We start from the raw sequence: 16305 nt of genomic DNA, 5'->3' as shown, positions 1-16305 counted from the left end.
GGTCGGCAGCCAGGTCAGTCGGCGACCACCACCCTGTCGCGCCCGGCCTGCTTGGCGGCATAGAGCGCGCGGTCGGCGCGGTCGAAGAAGTCGGCCGGCGCCTCGTCCACCGACAGGCCCAGCGCCGGGTTGCGCTGCAGGAACTGCGCGACGCCCAGCGACACGGTGATGTGCTCGTCGGCATCGCCGCCCTTGCGGCGGATGCGGCTGGCGGCCACGGTGGCGCGCAGCTTCTCGGCCAGGGCCCGCGCAGGTGCCAGCGGCATGCCGGGCAGCAGCAGCGCGAACTCCTCGCCGCCCACACGGGCGGCCAGGCCGCCCTCGGGCGTCAGTGCCTTCAGCACCTGAGCCACCGCGCGCAGCACCTGGTCGCCGAAGGCATGGCCATAGCTGTCGTTGACGCGCTTGAAGTGGTCGATGTCGATCATCAGCAGGCACACCGGCGCACCCACCGGCGGGCGGCCGATCACCGCCGCATCTGCGGCCAGGCAGGTGACCAGGCGGCGGTCGAAGGCGCGGCGGTTGGCCAGCGTGGTCAGCGCGTCGACCAGGCTTTCCTGGCGGGCGCGGCGCACCTCGTCGCGCAGGCTGTCGATCTCGCGCTGGCTCTCGGCCAGCTCCTTCTGCAGCCGGGCCAATGCGGCCTGCATCTGCAGGGTGTGGGCCAGCGCCTCGTCCAGCGGCGGCGAGCCGCCCGGTGCACTGTCGGCCGGCCCGAGGGCAGCGCTCAGGCGCTGCAGGGTGTCGCCGTAGCGTGCGGTCTGGTCGCCAGCGGCAGCAGCCGAGGCCTGCATGCCATCGAGCAGGCGGGCCACACCGTCGGTCACCTGGGTGGCGGTGTCGGCATCGGGGTCGGCCAGGTGGCGGCGAAACAGCGCTTCGGTGGCGGTTTCGTCGAGCACGCCGTGCTCCGCCAGGTGGGCATCCAACGCCTTGTGCAGGGGCGAGTTCACGTCCGCCACGTAGGCGTACCAGACGGCATAGCTCACCGGGTGCAATGCGGCAGCCTGCCGGGACATCAGCGGCAGTGCCTTGCGCAGCAGCTCGGTGCTGCGTTCCACGGTGTCGTGATACTCCATGGGTCTCCCGTTCGGGCGGTCAGGGCGCGGTTGGCGGATCGGGCCACGGCAAGCGCCGTCAGCCCACCGACGCATCGACATTTTCCTACACAGCCTGAGGGGCGGCCTCCGATAAAACGGTGGTTTGCCACCCAGCTGTCGGCCAGCACGCGTCGGCTTGCGCAATCCCGCACACCGCCGTGGGACATGCAACCAGATCGTTGCATTTGCGGGATCATGCAACCATGGAGTTGCCTGACAGCCCAACCACCACCGAAGCCGATGACGCCGCACTGGACCGCCTGCTGCGCGCCCTGGGCGATGCCACCCGCCGCCGCCTGCTGGACCGCCTGCGTGACGCGCCCGGCCTCACGCTGACTGCGCTGGGCGACGGCTCTGCGCTGACCCGCCAGGCGATCAGCAAGCACCTGGCCGTGCTGGCGGCGGCCGACCTGGTGGTGACCGTCTGGCGCGGCCGCGAGAAGCTGCACTACCTGAACCCGGTCCCGCTGCAGGCCCTGCCCACCCGCTGGGTGACCACCAGCGCCCGCGCCCACAGCGCCGCCCTGCTGGCGCTGCAGCAGGCCCTGGCGGACGAACCCCGATGAGCCCGCTGCCACCCCCCAGCGCGGTGCTGTCCTCGCACCTGGACGCCAGCCCGGCGCGGGTGTGGGCCCGGGTCTGCGACAGCGGCTTCATCGCCGGCTACCTGGGTGCCAGCCTGCCGCCGGCCGACCTGGCCACCCGCCCGCTGGATGCGCCACCGCTGCAGGGCCGCAGCCCGAACGGCCAGCCGCTGGACCTGCGCATCCACAGCCGGCTGGCGCCCACCAGCCTGTCGCTGCAGCTGCGCACGGCCAGCGAAACCACGGTGCTGCACCTGTCGATCAGCGCCGATGCGCAGGGCAGCCGGTTGACGCTGCTGCACCAGCCACTCCACCCAGCGCTGGCGGGCCCGCAGGCGCCGCCGGAGCCGGCCCTGGCGCTGCCCGCTGCCGATCTGGCCCAGGCGCTGGCGCGCCCGCTGCCGGCCGTGCTGCTGGCCGGCCCGCCCGCCGACGCCGCCGCGCGGCAGGCGGCCCTGGCCTACCTGGCCGACACCGCCCACCTGGTGGCGCAACTGCGCAGCGCCATGGGGCCGCGCCAGGGCTATGCGCAGCCGGCCGACGGCGGCTTCTCGCTGGTGCAGCACCTGTGGCACCTGGCGGATGTGGAGGCGCATGGCTGGTCGCAGCGCTTCACGCGGCTGCGGTCCGAGGCGCACCCGGTGCTGCCCGGCGTCGACGGCGACCGCCTGGCGGTGGAAGGCCGCTACCAGCAACGCCCCTGGCGCGGCGCGGCCGCACGCTTCCTGCGCCTGCGCCAACGCAGCCTCGCGGACTTGCGCCAGTGCGATCTGGCCGTGCTGGGCCGGCCGGTGCAGTTCGGCGGCCAGCCGGCCACTGGCGCCGAGGTGCTGGCAGCGATGCTGGCCCACGACCATGAACACCGCTGCGAGATGGCCGCCCTGTGGCCTGCGGCCGCCCGCTGAACCCACCGCCAGGAGCACGCACGATGGCCAACGCCCAACCTGACGACACCACCGCCCTGCCGCTGGCCGCGCTGCTGGCCCAGATCGACGCCACGCATGCCGACCAGCCCGCGGCTGCAGTCGCAGCGCTGCTGGCCCGGGCGGCCAGCCTGCCGGCCGACGCCGACGGCGCGCGGGCCCTGCACCTGGCCGAGCATGTGGCGCTGAGCCACCTGGGCGATGCCAATGTGCTGGCCACGCTGCTGGCGGCCTTGCCGCCGGCGCTGGCGCAGGCGCCCGCCACCGCCCCGTCGGTGCAGCGGCTGCAGTGGTCGCTGGCGGTGGTGCAGCGCACACCGGCCCCGGCCACGCCGCCCGAGCCGCAGCGCTGGCGGGCGCTGCAGAACGTGGTGCTGGCCCTGGCTGCACAGCGGCGCTGGGCCGAGGCCACGGCCTTGTTGTCCGCCGATGAAGCCGCCGCCCGGTCCCAGGGCCGCAACGAGGCGGGCCAGTCCTATGCCGTGGCGGCCAACAACGTGGCGATGGAACTGCAGACCAGCGGACCGGCCGCCGGCCAGCCGCGGGATGCCGACCGCGATGCACTGATGCTGCAGGCCGCCGCCATCGCCCGCCGCGCCTGGGGACACGCCGGCACCTGGCGCCATGCGGAGCGCGCCGAGTACCGGCTTGCCCTGTGCCATGCCGTCGCCGGCCAGGGCGCCGCGGCCCGGCACCATGCCCGCCTGTGCCTGGCCGCCTGCGAGGCCGCCGGTGCCGAGGCAGATGCCACCGAGCACTTCTTCGCCCACGAGGCGCTGGCCCATGCCCACCACGCGGCCGGCGATGCCGCTGCCAACGCAGCGGCCCGCGCGCAGATGGCTGCGCTGCTGCCGCAGATCGACACCGCCGACGGACTGCGCGCCTGGTGTGCCGACGTCCTGGCCGCCGTGCCGACCTGACGTGTCGGCCCCAGCAACGACAAAGCCGGCCCGAGGGCCGGCTTTGCGGAGCTGCTGACCGGGCCACCAGGGCCCGGCGGCATCACTTCAGGTGACCGTTGATCAGCTTGGTCATCTCGAACATCGACACCTGGGCCTGCTTGAAGATCTCCTTCAGCTTGGCGTCGGCGTTGATCATCGTCTTCTTGGCCTTGTCCTGCAGGCCGTTCTTCTTGATGTATTCCCAGACCTTCTTGGTCACCTCGGTGCGCGGCACGGCCTTGTCGCCAATGATGGCGGCCAGCGCGGCGCTGGGCGTCATGGCCTTCATGAAGGCGGCGTTGGGCGTGCGCTTCTTGGCGGCGACCTTCTTGGCAGGCGCTGCCTTCTTGGCCGGGGCGGCCTTCTTGGCCGGCGCCGCAGCCTTCTTCGCCGGCGCCGCCTTGGCAGCCGCCTTCTTGGCCGGGGCGGCCTTCTTGGCGGGAGCCGCCTTCTTGGCCGGGGCGGCCTTCTTCGCAGTTGCCATGTTCATTCTCTCCATCACGTGAGTGGTTGATGCGCCGGAGTGCCCGGGCCGCTGGCTGCTTGAACCCGCGTTGCTCTCTGTGGCCTTCAGCGGGCGCAATGGTACTGCCAGCCATGGGTGGTGAGAAGCGGTTTTCATAGGTAAAACCGCCCTGTCCAGCCCTTGTGGCGCGGTTTTGTTGGCCCCAGGCGTCACCCGGGGACGCGGCGGTATGCTGCGGACCATGAAACTGATCGTCCGTTGGCTGTTGCTGGCCGCCGCCCTGCTGCTGGTGGCCCATCTCTACCCAGGGGTCACGGTGGCCAGCTTCGGCGCCGCCATGGTGGCCGCGCTGGTGCTGGGCCTGCTCAACACCCTGGTGCGCCCGCTGCTGGTGCTGCTGACGCTGCCGGTGACGCTGGTCACGCTGGGCCTGTTCCTGTTCGTCATCAACGCGCTGATGTTCTGGTCGGCCGCGGGCGTGCTCAGCGGCTTCAACGTCACCGGCTTTGGCGCGGCGCTGATCGGCTCGGTGATCTACAGCCTGTGCGGCATGGTCATCGACGTGGCGATGGAGCGGCTGTTCAGCCGCAGCCCGGCCTGATTCTGCCCGCGCACGTTCGGCGTTAGGCGCGGAGACGCCGGCTACTCGGGCGCATCGCCGCCGCGCGGGCGCTCGCCGGCGCGGCGCTCGTCGGCCAGCAGCTGGCGGCGCTGGGCCTGCAGGTCACGCAGGCGGGCGTCGATCACCGATGCCTCGATGAAGTCCATGCCCACGCCGCCGCGCCGCGCCATCAGCTGGCCAGCGCGCAACCGGTCGATGGCGCCGGACAGGTTGCCCAGGGCGGCCTGGGCTTCGGCTTCGGCACGGACCGACCGCAGTGGCTGGCCCAGCCGGCCTGCGGCCTGGGCCAGGGCCTGCCAGGCGGCGGCATCGTCGCGCTGCCCCGTCACCCAGGTGTGCAGGGCTTCGACACTGCGGCGCAGCGGTGCCTCGCCGCCATCGGCCAGCGACCACGCGGCCTGCAGCAGCAGGCCACTGCGGCCACCGTCGACCAGGCCCTCGGCCGCCAGCAACGCGCCGGCCTCGGCCGGTTGGCCGCGCGCCAGGGCCAGCTGCACCGCCAGGTGCGCCAGCGCCCGCCGCGCCGGCGCATCGCTGCGCTGCGGCGAGGCGGCCAGCAGATCCAGCGCAGCGCGCACGGCGCGATCGGCACGGTCGAAATCCCGCAGGCCGGCCGAGGCCAGCGCACCGGCGTAGAGGCCGCCGAGTCGGTCAGACAGCGGCAGCTGCGCCATGGTGCCGCGGGTGTCGAAGTCCTGCAGCTTGCGCAGCGCCTGCACGCCAGGGTCCATCAGCACGCGGGCCCGGGCCTGCATCAGGCCGTGCAGCAGCGGTGGCGGTGGCAGGCTGCCGGCCTGGGCAGTGGCCTGCACCATCTGGCGGGCCTCGCCGATGCGGTCGACGGTCAGCGGGTGGCTGCGCAGGTAGGGGTAGGCGCCGCTGTCGTTCAAGCGGCTGGCGCCATCGAGCCGGTCGAACATGGCCGACATGCCGGCGGGCGCAAAGCCGGCACCGGCCATCGTGGCCAGGCCGTTGCGGTCGGCCTCTCGCTCCATGTCGCGCGAGAAGTTCAGCTGCGCCTGCAGCACGGCCGCCTGTCCGCCCATGATGGCGGCCTGGGCCATGTCGGGGCTGCCCGCGCGACTGGCCACCAGCAGGCCCAGCAGCATCGCCGCCAGCCCCAGGGTGCTGTTGCGCGACGACGCCGCCACGCTGCGCGCGATGTGGCGGCGGGTGATGTGGGCCAGCTCGTGGGCCAGCACCGAGGCCAGTTCGTCCGGCGTGGACGTGATGGCGATCAGCCCGAGGTGCACACCCACGTAGCCGCCGGGCAGGGCGAACGCGTTGACCGAACGGTCGCGCACCAGGAAAGCCTCGTAGGGGAACAGCCGCTCGGTGTCGGCGTCGATGTCGCCGTGCTGGCGCGCAGTGCGCACCAGCGGCGCCCACAGGCTCTGCAGGTAGTCCAGGAGCTGCGGGTCATCGAGGTAGGCGGGATCGCGGCGGATCTCGCGCATGACCTGCTCGCCGATGCGCTTTTCCTGGTTGAGGTTGAACTCGTCGGACGCCGATTCACCCAGGGCCGGCAGCCGCACCGGCGACGGCGGCAGGCCCTGGGCCTGCAGGCTGCCGGCGCTCAGCAGCAGGGCCAGCGCAGCACACAGCAGGCGCTGGGGCCGTGGCCGGCGCTGCGGCCGGTTGGGCAGGGGTGGACAGCAGGCGGGCAAGCGGCGGATCCGATCGGGTCACTTATCATCCCACCGCCGCATTGCCCGCATGTTTCCCCTGCCATGACCCACGCCCCCTCCTCGCCGCTGACCCACTTCGACAGCCAGGGACAGGCCCACATGGTGGACGTGGCGGCCAAGGCCGAGACCCACCGCATCGCCCGTGCCACCGGCAGCATCCGCATGCTGCCGGCCACGCTGGCGCTGATCACGGCGGGCACGGCGAAGAAGGGTGACGTGATCGGCATCGCCCGCATCGCGGCGATCCAGGCCGCCAAGCGCACGGCCGAGCTGATTCCGCTGTGCCACCCGCTGCCGCTGACGCGCGTGGCGGTCGACTTCCGCATCGACGACGACGCCAGTGCGGTGCACATCGAGGTGCAGGCCGAGACCGTGGGCAAGACCGGCGTGGAGATGGAAGCGCTGACCGCCGTGCAGGTGGGCCTGCTGACGATCTACGACATGTGCAAGGCGGCCGACCGCGGCATGGTGATGACCGACGTGCGCCTGCTGGAGAAGCAGGGTGGCAAGTCGGGTCACTGGGTGGCTGAGTCGTAAGTCGTTGGCCGGTCAGCGATTTTTGTCTTCGATGGTCAGCAGGCCCACCTGCACGGCGGTCAGCGCCTCCATCTCCACGCCGGTCTTGCCCGTCTGAAAAGTTGCGTTTGATCCCTGGGTGAGTGCCCGATTGGGCAGGGTCAGTGGATCACCAGTGGATCAAAATCGTCAAGGTGCTGGGCGCTGCAGCCTACGTTGGCGGACAAACCAGACAGCGGCTGGCAACGCGGCGCCCCGGGACGGGTGTTGCACCCGGCCAGTTCACGCTCCCCTTCTATATGTGGCCGTGGCTAGAAGCGCATTTGGCGAAACACTGATGGCCCTCCAGTTGACCGTAGCCGCCCCACGTCGGTTCCTACGTAAAGCGTCGGATAGGCGGGAACTGTCCGCGAACAGTGATGAACGATGACTAGCCTAGTTGTCCAAGGCGCCCTGTCGCGCCAAGTTGGCAACCTCGATGCGGAAGCCGTCTTCGATCCTGTCGATGATCGGCTCGACAACCTTGTTAGGTGCTGGGTAGCCGCGTGCGACGAACAGCCGCCTCGATGGGCGACTCGTGTTTAGTCCCCTTGATGCCGTACAGATCCGCCACTGCTGACGTTGAGTCAGCCCCTAGCGATGTCAGCAATGTTTCGCGCAGCGTGCTCTTGCGTGAAAGTTCTACATGGCTAAACGCGGCCATGTCCTGACCTTAGGCCCAACAACTCGACCGACAAATCAAGACCGACTGTTGTCGCTCGGCGCTGACCGGCGAACGTCTGCAGGCCATTCCCTGACTTTGGCGAATCTTCAGAATGGCTGGCAGCTTCGCCGCTGAATTTGCCCTTCATTAGCGGCAGGACCGACCGAAGCCCGCGGAAGCGTCAGTCACATCCTTCCGCTGACTGCCCCAGCGGGCGGCGAACTGGACCTATTGATCCGACAATAAGTCGTACCTTGGACACGCCTGAAGGTATCGCTCTGGCTGGAACTCGAGTTCCGGATCGCTGAGCAGCCAATCTACTGCTGAAGTAGCGAGCAAACTCGAGCAGGAAAAGGTATCCGCCTCGGGTAGCGGGAGCCTTGTCTCTATTGCTCAAGTCGGGCAAGTTCAATCTGAATGGCGCGAATCAGTTCATCTAGGCATCGTTGTAGAAGAGCCCAGTATTTTTGGTCCGAGGCAGCCAGAGCTTCATCCAAGTCTCGTTGCAGATATTCCCGGAGGGACGCTTCGACACCCGGCACTAGTTCCAGGTGATGCTCGTTGTTTCTGTATACACGGATGCGGTGAAGGGCATCGAATAGCGATGGGTAGGCCGCCTTGACCTTAGAGAAGAAGTATTTCTTCTCGGCAATCGAAGTGCCATATCTATCAATGCTCTCGATGAAGCATCTGTTGAGGATGCTAAGAGTTGAGCCAAGTGTTTGTGAGTCCTTCGCGACCACCGCGTCCCGTAGACGATCAGCCTCTGGAAACGAGTTCGGACCAAATAAGCTCGGCTGACTCGCGGCCTTGGCGACCCGCTCAAGTTCGCGCATGTCCTCGGCGATTTCTCGAAGTCTGACAGAGAGAAATCCTTCTCTATCGTCTGGTGCGGCCAGCCGCATTCTCCAAGGCCGGCCCTCGCGTCTCGCGTTCTCGCTTGCGACGTAGTCGGCGAGAACTGAGTAGGTGACATATGGATGTTCAGGAGCAGAGACGACTCCATAGCGAAACAAATGAGTGCACGATTGCCCCTGCGAAGCTGCGAACTGAAATTTCTGTATGTCTCCAACGGAGAGGGCTTCTAGGGAGCGGTACTCCTCCGGATAGAAGCGCTCCAATTCATCGACAACGTGGCGGACGTAGAAGACCAGTTCATCGTCCCGAAGCGCTCGCTGCTTATCGAGTCGACCCTTCGCCACCTTAAGTGGGAAAGGTTCACCTGCCACCTGCGCCATCTGCGCCACATGGCTACAGGCAAGGCGAGTTAGAAGTGGATGGCCTGCGTACTGCTCAAACAACGACAAAAGCGCGGTGGGATCGTATCGAATTCCTACTATCTTGCCGATCTTCTGCACTAGCTCATTGGATTCCAACTTGGAGAGACCTCTCAAGAAAATTGTGGTCACGATTCCAAAGAGGGGATTCTGAAAATCTCCAAACCGACTCTCCTCAGCTATCGCAGGATTGACCCCCGCAATCACGACGTTGAATCGGGGAAATATCGATTGAGCGGTGCGAATGGCTTGCCAGAACTCCAAAAACTCCGTTTCCCAGTGCTTGTCTGCGGCTGTTCTTGGCGTAATCCATTCCACTTCATCAATGACAATCGTAATACGCTCGAGATTGGCGACCTGCACTAGCGTCCGCAAAACGGAGAGAAATTCATCTGCCGCATCGAGTTCCGAAAAGCCTGGAAGTGCACCAGGCAATTGATCACGCACGAGTCTCTTTGCGATGTACTCTAGCGCTTGATTCCAATGTCTCTTCCTCAGCGACGGCGACTGGCCATCAAATACTTCGACGCGATGCTTTGGGTCCTTTTCAAGAACTCTCTGTAGTTTCCATAGAAGGGAGGTCTTACCTGTCTTTCTGAGACCAAAGACAGCGGCATTCTCACTGCGCCTGCAAAAGTCCAAGATTTGGCCGAGCTCATGCCCCCGACCGAAGAAGTATGTATCCTCGCGGAGTGGCAGTGTATACTTATACCTATCGAGAAGAAGGAAGTGTTTCTGAAGTTGGTTCCGAACGGTCCATGCGTCCGCCGACTTTTCAACAAGAGCTGATGCGGCGAATGGGACAACGATTCTAGATTCCTTATTTTCTAGAAGATAAGACGAGACCCACGCGTCTGTATTTGGCGCCTCGGAGATCAAGAAGCAGAGAAGTGGCTCGACCCGCCCTTTAGCAGGATCAGTGGAAAAGACATGCTCTATTGCACGTATGGTTCTGGGCTCAACTGCATCAAATCGAGAGTACGCAAGAACTAACTCGTACTCAAAACCGTACGACTCTGCAAGCTCTGCAGAGGCGCGCAGCAGAAACACAGTGATTGTGGTGCGCTCGTACGTCCGCGTGTTGGCCCATGAAATGTCAAAGCCCGCAGCGAGGAAAGGGCGCAGGAGGTCGCCCTCTCTCTTGTGGTTGGACAGAAAGGGTCGGACACTTTCGTGGATTTCACCCGGCATGCTGTGGTCTCGTTGTAGTGGGTTGGCGGACATCACGTACTTTCAGCGGCAATCGCTTCTTGTTGTCGGTGAGTACATCTTGCCATTGGCGTTGGTTTGTACTTGACGGCACTTGGGACCCGGCGTCGGGTTGACCCTTGTGTAGGTGGACGCCCGGAACCACCGGAAACGAGCACTGGCGTCACTAGACTCAGCTTTGCAGAGTTGTAGTGGACCGCTGTGTATCGACTTGAGTCCACCGCGCCACGACTGACCGGCCGTTGAATGGGCTTAGCGGGGCAACAGCGAATCCAGCGCCAGCTACCGCACGCACTGTTGCGGTTTATGTTTGGTCTCGCCATCGAATCGAAGACGGCATGATGGCGTTAACCGCGAATTCGCCTGCCGGCAGCAAGCGACTCCAAACGCTGTACGAGGCCCGGGCTGTCTCGCCCAATTGCAGCCGAAATTCGGGTTGGGGACGTTTCCGGCCGCCGGTTCGCTGTCGCACACACAACGGAACGTCGCGGTGCGATGATGGGTATGCACTCATGAACTGTCGACCGCCCTACTCGGCGAGAGGTTCCTGAAGGCCACTCACCGCCGCCTGTGAAGAGCAATTTCTACCGTGTCGGCACACCCGACGCTGCTTGCTGCGGCCTCTTTGCCCCGGGAGCGCGTGGATGATTCGCTGACTTGAAGCTGTCGATGTCCGACTTGAAGCATGGCAATAGGTCGCGTCTTGCCGACCAATGGAGAAAACTTGGCGGCCATCGCGAAGAAACCTATTGTGCCTTCAGCGACCCGAGAAGTCGCTCGCGCTTTCGCTTATAAGAATCTAGAAGTAGCTCATTGTGTTTGCTGTTGGCCATAGGATCTGCGCAGATTGATTCCGCGCTCACAATGAGAGCTTCCAATCTAATAAGCTCCTCAGCAATAGATTCGCTCATAAATTTTGAGGAGCTGCCTAGTTGCGGCAGCAGCCAAGCACGACGTCTTTTGAAGGCTTCGAGCTCCGAGTTCAAGGCCAGAATCTTTTTATTGATCGCATCGAATTCCGCCCGAAGTTCTTCCCCAGGTGCATCGAGGAGTACTTCGATGGAGATCGAACCGCTGTGTCCAGCTACAGGCTTATTACTCAGTGGTAACTGGGGGGCGACGGCGCGTGGCTCCTTCAAAACTAATTCAGTGGAAGCGCTCACCGAGTCTGCGATCCTTGCAGAGGCTGTGCCGATTAGCCAAGACTGGTGATCCGACGAGCAGCAAAGTGCAGAAAGTTCTAAGCCAGCACTGCTTTGAGGCCCGACTAATCGACGGCACCTCGCGATGTGGATAGTGACAGGCTCCGATGCAAAGACAAAAAAGCGCACTCGACCGCTTGGGGTGTCGGCACTAACCAACGTTGAACTGCCGGATGAGAAATGAGTCGTAGCAATATTTGCTAATGACTCCCAGCCATCATCGAACCAACTTTGATTATTGTGCGCGGAGGAGAATGACTTATGATCGGTACATGAGTGTAGAGGCCAGGGCGGTCCAAGCTCATCAAAATACGCCTTACCGCCGTCAGCCGACTCATAGTAGTACACCGCCGCTCCACAAACTGGGCAACGCGAGTTTGGTGTTCGGCCGCTCTCTGCTAACCTAGTATGCGAATCAAAACGCGCCCGTCCCTTAGATATCCTTGATTGCAGAGGTGGGCGGCTGCGGTTTGATTCGAAGACTTGCCTCGGAAGATGTGTGCGTGCAGGCGCTTGAGGAATCAGGCTACCTGTCGAAACCCATCCTCCACCCCATCCGCATTGGCAGCCAGGGGGATGATTATGAGCATTACACATAACGAGTATCGATGGCCATCGATTGCAGCCCATGACTGGGCCAAGCAGATTCATGAAACCTTCGACTAGGTTGCCTTTCTATCGAAGCACTGTCAATCCCCCTATGCAGACGGCCATGAATGGGGGCACAGCGCCGCCTGTATGTTGAAGGTGGCGCACACTGTCATTGAGTTGACTGAGCACATTGGATCACTGAGGTTGTCGCATCGATTGCTGCTGGGGGCCCGGGTCCGTTACGCCGGATTCGCGCTTGAACGGCCGCTTCGTCGCATTGCGCTGACGTTCAGTTGAAAATGCGTTGCTGTTGCCCAGCGGCAGACGTCTGCCACCTCCCGCGGGACAGACAGTGGCGAAGTCGGTTGGAACCTGTAGTTCGACCGAAACAGAAACTGTTGCGGGTTTGGATGCAATCGCTGGTGCTTTTGGTGCGGAATACCCAGGCAGCACACGGGCAGGGTCAGTACCTGCCCGTGCAGAAACGGTACTTGGCTTAATGTTCGGTAATGTGTCGACTCCCGGCAATGAAGAGGATTGCCATGCGCTTCGATCGAAAAATTTGGCCGTCAACCACTATCGGTGCAGCTAGCTTTTACGAAGTGCCGCCAAGCGGCGCGACTACAGCTTGCTCAGCAGACATCCCTTGTTTGTAGATGCGATTCTTGAATGTGCTCACCCCGATACCATGGGCCTTCGCAATGGCAGTTAACGACGGATACTCCACGCCGTTGACCGATATCGCTTTGCCGTGTGTTCGCGCGACCTTGGTTTGAACGGTGACCCACTCGACGTTGCCTGGCCCCCAGGGTTCACTTGGTCGCTTGCGGATGAGTTCCAAGCCCGAAGGCACTGGGGATACGTCGGCCTTAAACCTGTCGTAGTCAGCCTTCCATTCAGCGGCAACTCCGCTACTGTGGCGCTTGAGCAAGGCCAGCCAACGGCGAAAAAGGTTTGAGCCTGCGTCAGGATTTTTGCTGTGTCGACGGACCTGCTCTGGTTGCGGTAGCGGGAGTCCATTTTGAAGTCTCGTCCGAATAACGTGTGGAGCAATACCGAGCCGCTCGCTCAGCACACTAGCGGCTTCTTCGATGGATCTGAAGGTTTCGTCACCGTAGCCGATGATTTTCCCGCCTGGGCTCCCAAGGCCCCCTGGCTTCGCAGTATTGAGGCCATTGGGGCCCAACGCGCCCAATCGGTCTACCCAGAAGCTCTCCCTGGCCTGCAGCACAGCCAAGTCCCTGATACCGTCCTCGAGCACATCAATATCGAAACCATCGGCGCCATCTTCGCGGAACGCAGCGTGCAGCTTACTCGTCGATCCATCGGTTGCCCGACGCACGTGAAAGGCCCATCGTTGTTTGATGGAAGTGACTGTGAGACCTACATATACGGCGCCGGTCCTGCGTCGAGTTACGCGGTAGATCGTGCCTGTGCGATGGCTGGGGGTGGCGTTCAGGATGGCCAGCGCATCATCCAAAGTCCACCCGGCTTTCAGGCGTGACCAGATGAGCGCGCGGTCGTCGTACCTGCCAACAGAATGCAAGAGCGCTGCAACGCTATGGAAGCGCTTGCCTACTTGATCAGGATGAGCATTGCCTTCGTAGACGAACCCTGTTGAACGTCCGCCACCGTAACAGCTTCGCCAGGTTGCCGCGGATAGAGTCAATGAATCAGCCAAGGCACTGCTGCAGATTTGTCCCTTCTTGGCCAAGCCACGAACACGCTGCCAAAAGTTTCGGTAGCTGATGGCCGCTTCAGTTGCCTTGGCCGCATAGTGGGACATCAGATCGATGGGCTGGCCGTCTACTTCAACCAACGTGCGTCGGGTGGCGTACTTGCGCCTGAAGTCATCGGCACTCAGATTCAAGGATTCATTAATGGTGGCGTCCGACAGCTCATGCCTTTCGACCAAACGCCGGATTCGACTGGTGAAGGTTGCGAGCGACACCATCGGTTGGCGGTTCGCAGAACGGAAAATGCTTGCCGGGCCAGCATGCGCAGTGTCACGGTATGTAATTGCACGAAGCGGCGTTGAGACCGCGCGCTCGTATCCTTCAGAGTCTTTGTGACTCTGCAGCTGTTGCTGTCGCCCTGCGCGATGATTTCCCATCTGGTCCGCCTTGAATGTCGTGCTTGGTGCAATTGGGTGACATCTGAAGACAAAATGCAACGGGCACTTTTCGCGAGAGTGCATCAGCCAATGCTGTGGATTTCGGTGAGACAGTCGAATCTCGCCCTCATGTTTCAGTCTGTCCTGAGCACCCACGTCGCGAAGAATGCAACAAAGCCCGCGAAGCGGGCTTGATGTATTTCAGGCCATCCGGCTGGAAAAGGTCAAACGTTCCCCTAACCCAGGGTGTACAAGCCTAGGCTAGGGCAGACCTTGATCAACCAGATGTCTGGCATCCGTATTGGCATCAATCCCCAGATCAGCTGCGCTGTTCCGCTGGTCACGGTGTGTGGGGTTCGGCCCACCGTGGTTCACGTCATACCCCGGCCGCAGCACTGTGGAAATCCACGCCGTTCACCGGTGCACCTGGGGTATGTTCCTTCTGGTGCATTCGGGCCTTGGCCCGACCCACGGCACCCGAACGTCTGAACGCCGATAAAGTGCCTGGGGCTCGCCCTGCTCGGCGAGCCCGGGGATTCTCATGCACCGGCGCGAATTCGCAAAATTCGAGATATTCGGTGCACCGCTGCTGCTTACCCAGCCGCGCCGAGAACACTCCCAGCCACTGCGAGGTCCAGCGCAACCCAGATCACGGCGCCATTCCGGTGGGTGTACGACACCGGCCGGGCCAGCCGCTTCACATCGCCGAGCACCCAGGCAAACCGGTACTTCTGCAGGTCCGGCATCGCCAGCCGATCCGGTGCCACCGCGTGGTGCTGGAGGTTGGCCGCCATGTCGGCCGCGCTCAGCGGCCCCTTGGAGTCCACCAGCCTGGCCACCGCCACCACGGAGCCCGTGCCCTTTTGGATCAGCGCAATCGGGCCGCGCACCTGTGTGTGGGTCGATCGCAGCTCCCAGGTCTTGCGCCCCTCCATGATCCAGTCGATGAACGGCGCCTTGATGATCAGGCCCTTGCTCAGCCCGGCGTAGCTGCTCATTCCTCGTCTCCCTCGGTGGTGCTGGAGGTCAGTGCCAGGGCCTCGATGCCATCGAGTTCCGGCAGCGCGTTCTGCGAGATCGCCTGCAGTTCACCCACCACGGTCAACATGCTCTTGGTCACCCGGTCGATCTGGGCCTGGCGCTTGGCCCAGATCTTGGTCATCGCGCGTTTCTCGCTGTTCAGGTCGGACTGCATCGCGTTGAAGCTGTCCAGCATGGTGCGCACCCGCTGCGAGAACCCCGGGCTGGACAGGTAGTGGTACAGCTGCTCCACCTTCTCGGCCTGGCCAGAGCTGGCCACCCGCAACTTGTGGGATTCCAGCAGGATCACCCGCAGGGTCTCGGCCATCGGCCGCAGCACCTGGGGTGACACCACCCACACGTCGCCGATGCGCACGAACGGGTCGGTGATGCCTTTGGGCATGGCCGTGGTCACCAGCACCGCCAGGTCAGCCTGGGCTTCCTGCTGGTCGTCCTTCAGCTTCTGCAGCCACTTGTCTGACCAGTTCTCGGCGCGCTTGGCCTCCCAGATGATCTTGCCCGCCACCTGGCCCGCCGGGGTGCGCACGGTCTGGATCACGTCGGCGCCACGCTGGCCCTTCTTCACCTCTTCGATCAGGTCGTGGAAGAAGCTGGTGGTCAAAGATTGCTCCACCTCCAGCTCCAGCACCTCGCCCTGCAGCTGCTGGGAGCCCTGCTCCAGCTTGCGGCGCAGGTCTTCATTGGCGCGCTGGGCGTCCTCGATCTTTTTGCGCAACTCGGCCTCCACCATCGAGAAGCGCTCCGATTCCCGCTGCGAGATCGCGTCGGTGATCTTCACCCGCTCCTCGTCCAGCCGGCGCTGCAGGTCCAGCTCCAGGCCGCGCTGCTGCTCTTCCAGCGCTTGGCGCTGGCGGCGCAGTTCGATCTCCTGGTCACGGAAGGACCTGATCGCCTCGTCCTTTCGCGCCAGGTCCTCCAGCAGTGCCTTGCGCTCCTGGTCCGCCTCGGCCAGGGCCTTGGCACGGGTTTCCTGACGCACCTGCTCCAGGCCCGCCTGCGCCTCGCGCTCGGCCTTCTTGGCCATCGACAGCTGTTCCTGCATGCGCGCCACGTCGCCGGCCACCTTCTGCAAGGCCGAGCGCTGGGCTTCGTCGCGCATCCGTTCTTCGAGTTCGGTACCCCGGGCGCGCAGCACCGCCTCGAACTCGTCGGCATGCCGATCGATGGTCTGGCGGGTGATGCCCTCCTGCAGTGGAAACTCATGGGCGCAGTGCGGGCAGACGATGGTCTCGTCGGCCATCACGATGATCTTCTGGCTCAAGTGCTGTTCTCCCTGTTGTGATGCTCGCCGCCCAGTCGATGGCATGCGTTCCGGTGATTGGCTGTCAC

The 16305-nt window shown here is 64.0% G+C and carries 13 protein-coding genes and 1 pseudogene; 5 read left to right on the top strand and 9 right to left on the bottom strand.

All coding sequences use genetic code 11. The features are described from left to right. Positions 1 to 14: 14 nt before the first annotated feature. Positions 15 to 1061: a GGDEF domain-containing protein gene (locus tag FFT10_RS21280; protein ID WP_162520874.1), complete on the bottom strand. Its 1047-nt coding sequence runs from the start codon at positions 1059 to 1061 to the stop codon at positions 15 to 17. Between the two features lie 242 nt (positions 1062 to 1303). Here FFT10_RS21280 and FFT10_RS21275 point away from each other — a divergent pair, with 242 nt between their 5' ends. Genes FFT10_RS21275 through FFT10_RS21265 form a run of 3 tightly spaced genes read left to right on the top strand, consistent with a single transcriptional unit; the run spans position 1304 to position 3527 of the window. Beyond that, positions 1304 to 1666: an ArsR/SmtB family transcription factor gene (locus tag FFT10_RS21275; RefSeq protein ID WP_228027222.1), complete on the top strand. Its 363-nt coding sequence runs from the start codon at positions 1304 to 1306 to the stop codon at positions 1664 to 1666. After that, positions 1663 to 2589: a DinB family protein gene (locus FFT10_RS21270; RefSeq protein ID WP_137734885.1), complete on the top strand. Its 927-nt coding sequence runs from the start codon at positions 1663 to 1665 to the stop codon at positions 2587 to 2589. The genes FFT10_RS21275 and FFT10_RS21270 overlap by 4 nt, the downstream gene beginning before the upstream one ends. Positions 2590 to 2612: 23 nt before the next feature. Beyond that, positions 2613 to 3527, top strand: a complete 915-nt coding sequence (locus tag FFT10_RS21265) for a hypothetical protein (protein WP_137734884.1) — start codon at positions 2613 to 2615, stop codon at positions 3525 to 3527. An 82-nt stretch (positions 3528 to 3609) separates the two neighbouring features. On the opposite strand, the gene FFT10_RS21260 is transcribed toward FFT10_RS21265, so the two are convergent. After that, a complete protein-coding gene (locus FFT10_RS21260) occupies positions 3610 to 4032 on the bottom strand; it encodes an SWIB/MDM2 domain-containing protein (protein ID WP_137734883.1) in 423 nt (140 codons plus the stop codon). Positions 4033 to 4255: 223 nt separating this feature from the next. Here FFT10_RS21260 and FFT10_RS21255 point away from each other — a divergent pair, with 223 nt between their 5' ends. Further along, positions 4256 to 4615 (top strand): phage holin family protein, encoded by a 360-nt coding sequence (locus FFT10_RS21255; RefSeq protein WP_137734882.1) that lies wholly within the window; start codon positions 4256 to 4258, stop codon positions 4613 to 4615. A 41-nt stretch (positions 4616 to 4656) separates the two neighbouring features. Here the strand turns inward: FFT10_RS21255 and FFT10_RS21250 are convergent, their stop codons facing one another. Next, positions 4657 to 6303 (bottom strand): M48 family metalloprotease, encoded by a 1647-nt coding sequence (locus FFT10_RS21250; RefSeq protein ID WP_228027221.1) that lies wholly within the window; start codon positions 6301 to 6303, stop codon positions 4657 to 4659. Positions 6304 to 6366: 63 nt separating this feature from the next. Between FFT10_RS21250 and moaC the strand changes: the two genes are divergently transcribed. After that, complete coding sequence (gene moaC / locus FFT10_RS21245) at positions 6367 to 6861, top strand: cyclic pyranopterin monophosphate synthase MoaC (RefSeq protein WP_137734881.1); 495 nt, start codon at positions 6367 to 6369, stop codon at positions 6859 to 6861. Positions 6862 to 6885: 24 nt separating this feature from the next. On the opposite strand, the pseudogene FFT10_RS21240 reads toward moaC, so the two are convergent. The 6 genes and pseudogenes from FFT10_RS21240 to FFT10_RS21215 all read right to left on the bottom strand — a co-directional run. After that, a pseudogene (locus FFT10_RS21240) lies at positions 6886 to 6951 on the bottom strand (cyclic pyranopterin monophosphate synthase MoaC); the annotation flags it as partial. Positions 6952 to 7929: 978 nt separating this feature from the next. Next, on the bottom strand, positions 7930 to 10044 hold the full coding sequence (locus tag FFT10_RS21235; protein WP_137734880.1) for an ATP-binding protein: 2115 nt from the start codon (positions 10042 to 10044) through the stop codon (positions 7930 to 7932). 731 nt (positions 10045 to 10775) lie between these two features. Next, complete coding sequence (locus tag FFT10_RS21230) at positions 10776 to 11192, bottom strand: hypothetical protein (protein ID WP_137734879.1); 417 nt, start codon at positions 11190 to 11192, stop codon at positions 10776 to 10778. Positions 11193 to 12417: 1225 nt separating this feature from the next. After that, a complete protein-coding gene (locus FFT10_RS21225) occupies positions 12418 to 13776 on the bottom strand; it encodes a GIY-YIG nuclease family protein (RefSeq protein WP_162520873.1) in 1359 nt (452 codons plus the stop codon). A gap of 752 nt (positions 13777 to 14528) precedes the next feature. Beyond that, the gene (locus tag FFT10_RS21220; RefSeq protein ID WP_137734877.1) at positions 14529 to 14933 is read right to left on the bottom strand and encodes an ASCH domain-containing protein; all 405 of its coding nucleotides are present in this window, start codon (positions 14931 to 14933) and stop codon (positions 14529 to 14531) included. After that, on the bottom strand, positions 14930 to 16237 hold the full coding sequence (locus tag FFT10_RS21215; protein WP_137734876.1) for a DUF2130 domain-containing protein: 1308 nt from the start codon (positions 16235 to 16237) through the stop codon (positions 14930 to 14932). Before FFT10_RS21215 ends, FFT10_RS21220 begins: the two co-directional genes overlap by 4 nt. Between the last annotated feature and the right edge of the window lie 68 nt (positions 16238 to 16305).

The sequence above is a fragment of the Pseudaquabacterium pictum genome, from assembly GCF_005403045.1.
Classification (GTDB): domain Bacteria; phylum Pseudomonadota; class Gammaproteobacteria; order Burkholderiales; family Burkholderiaceae_C; genus Pseudaquabacterium; species Pseudaquabacterium pictum.
Note: the sequence above shows the minus strand (reverse complement) of the source record. Positions and strands in the feature narration are given on the sequence as shown.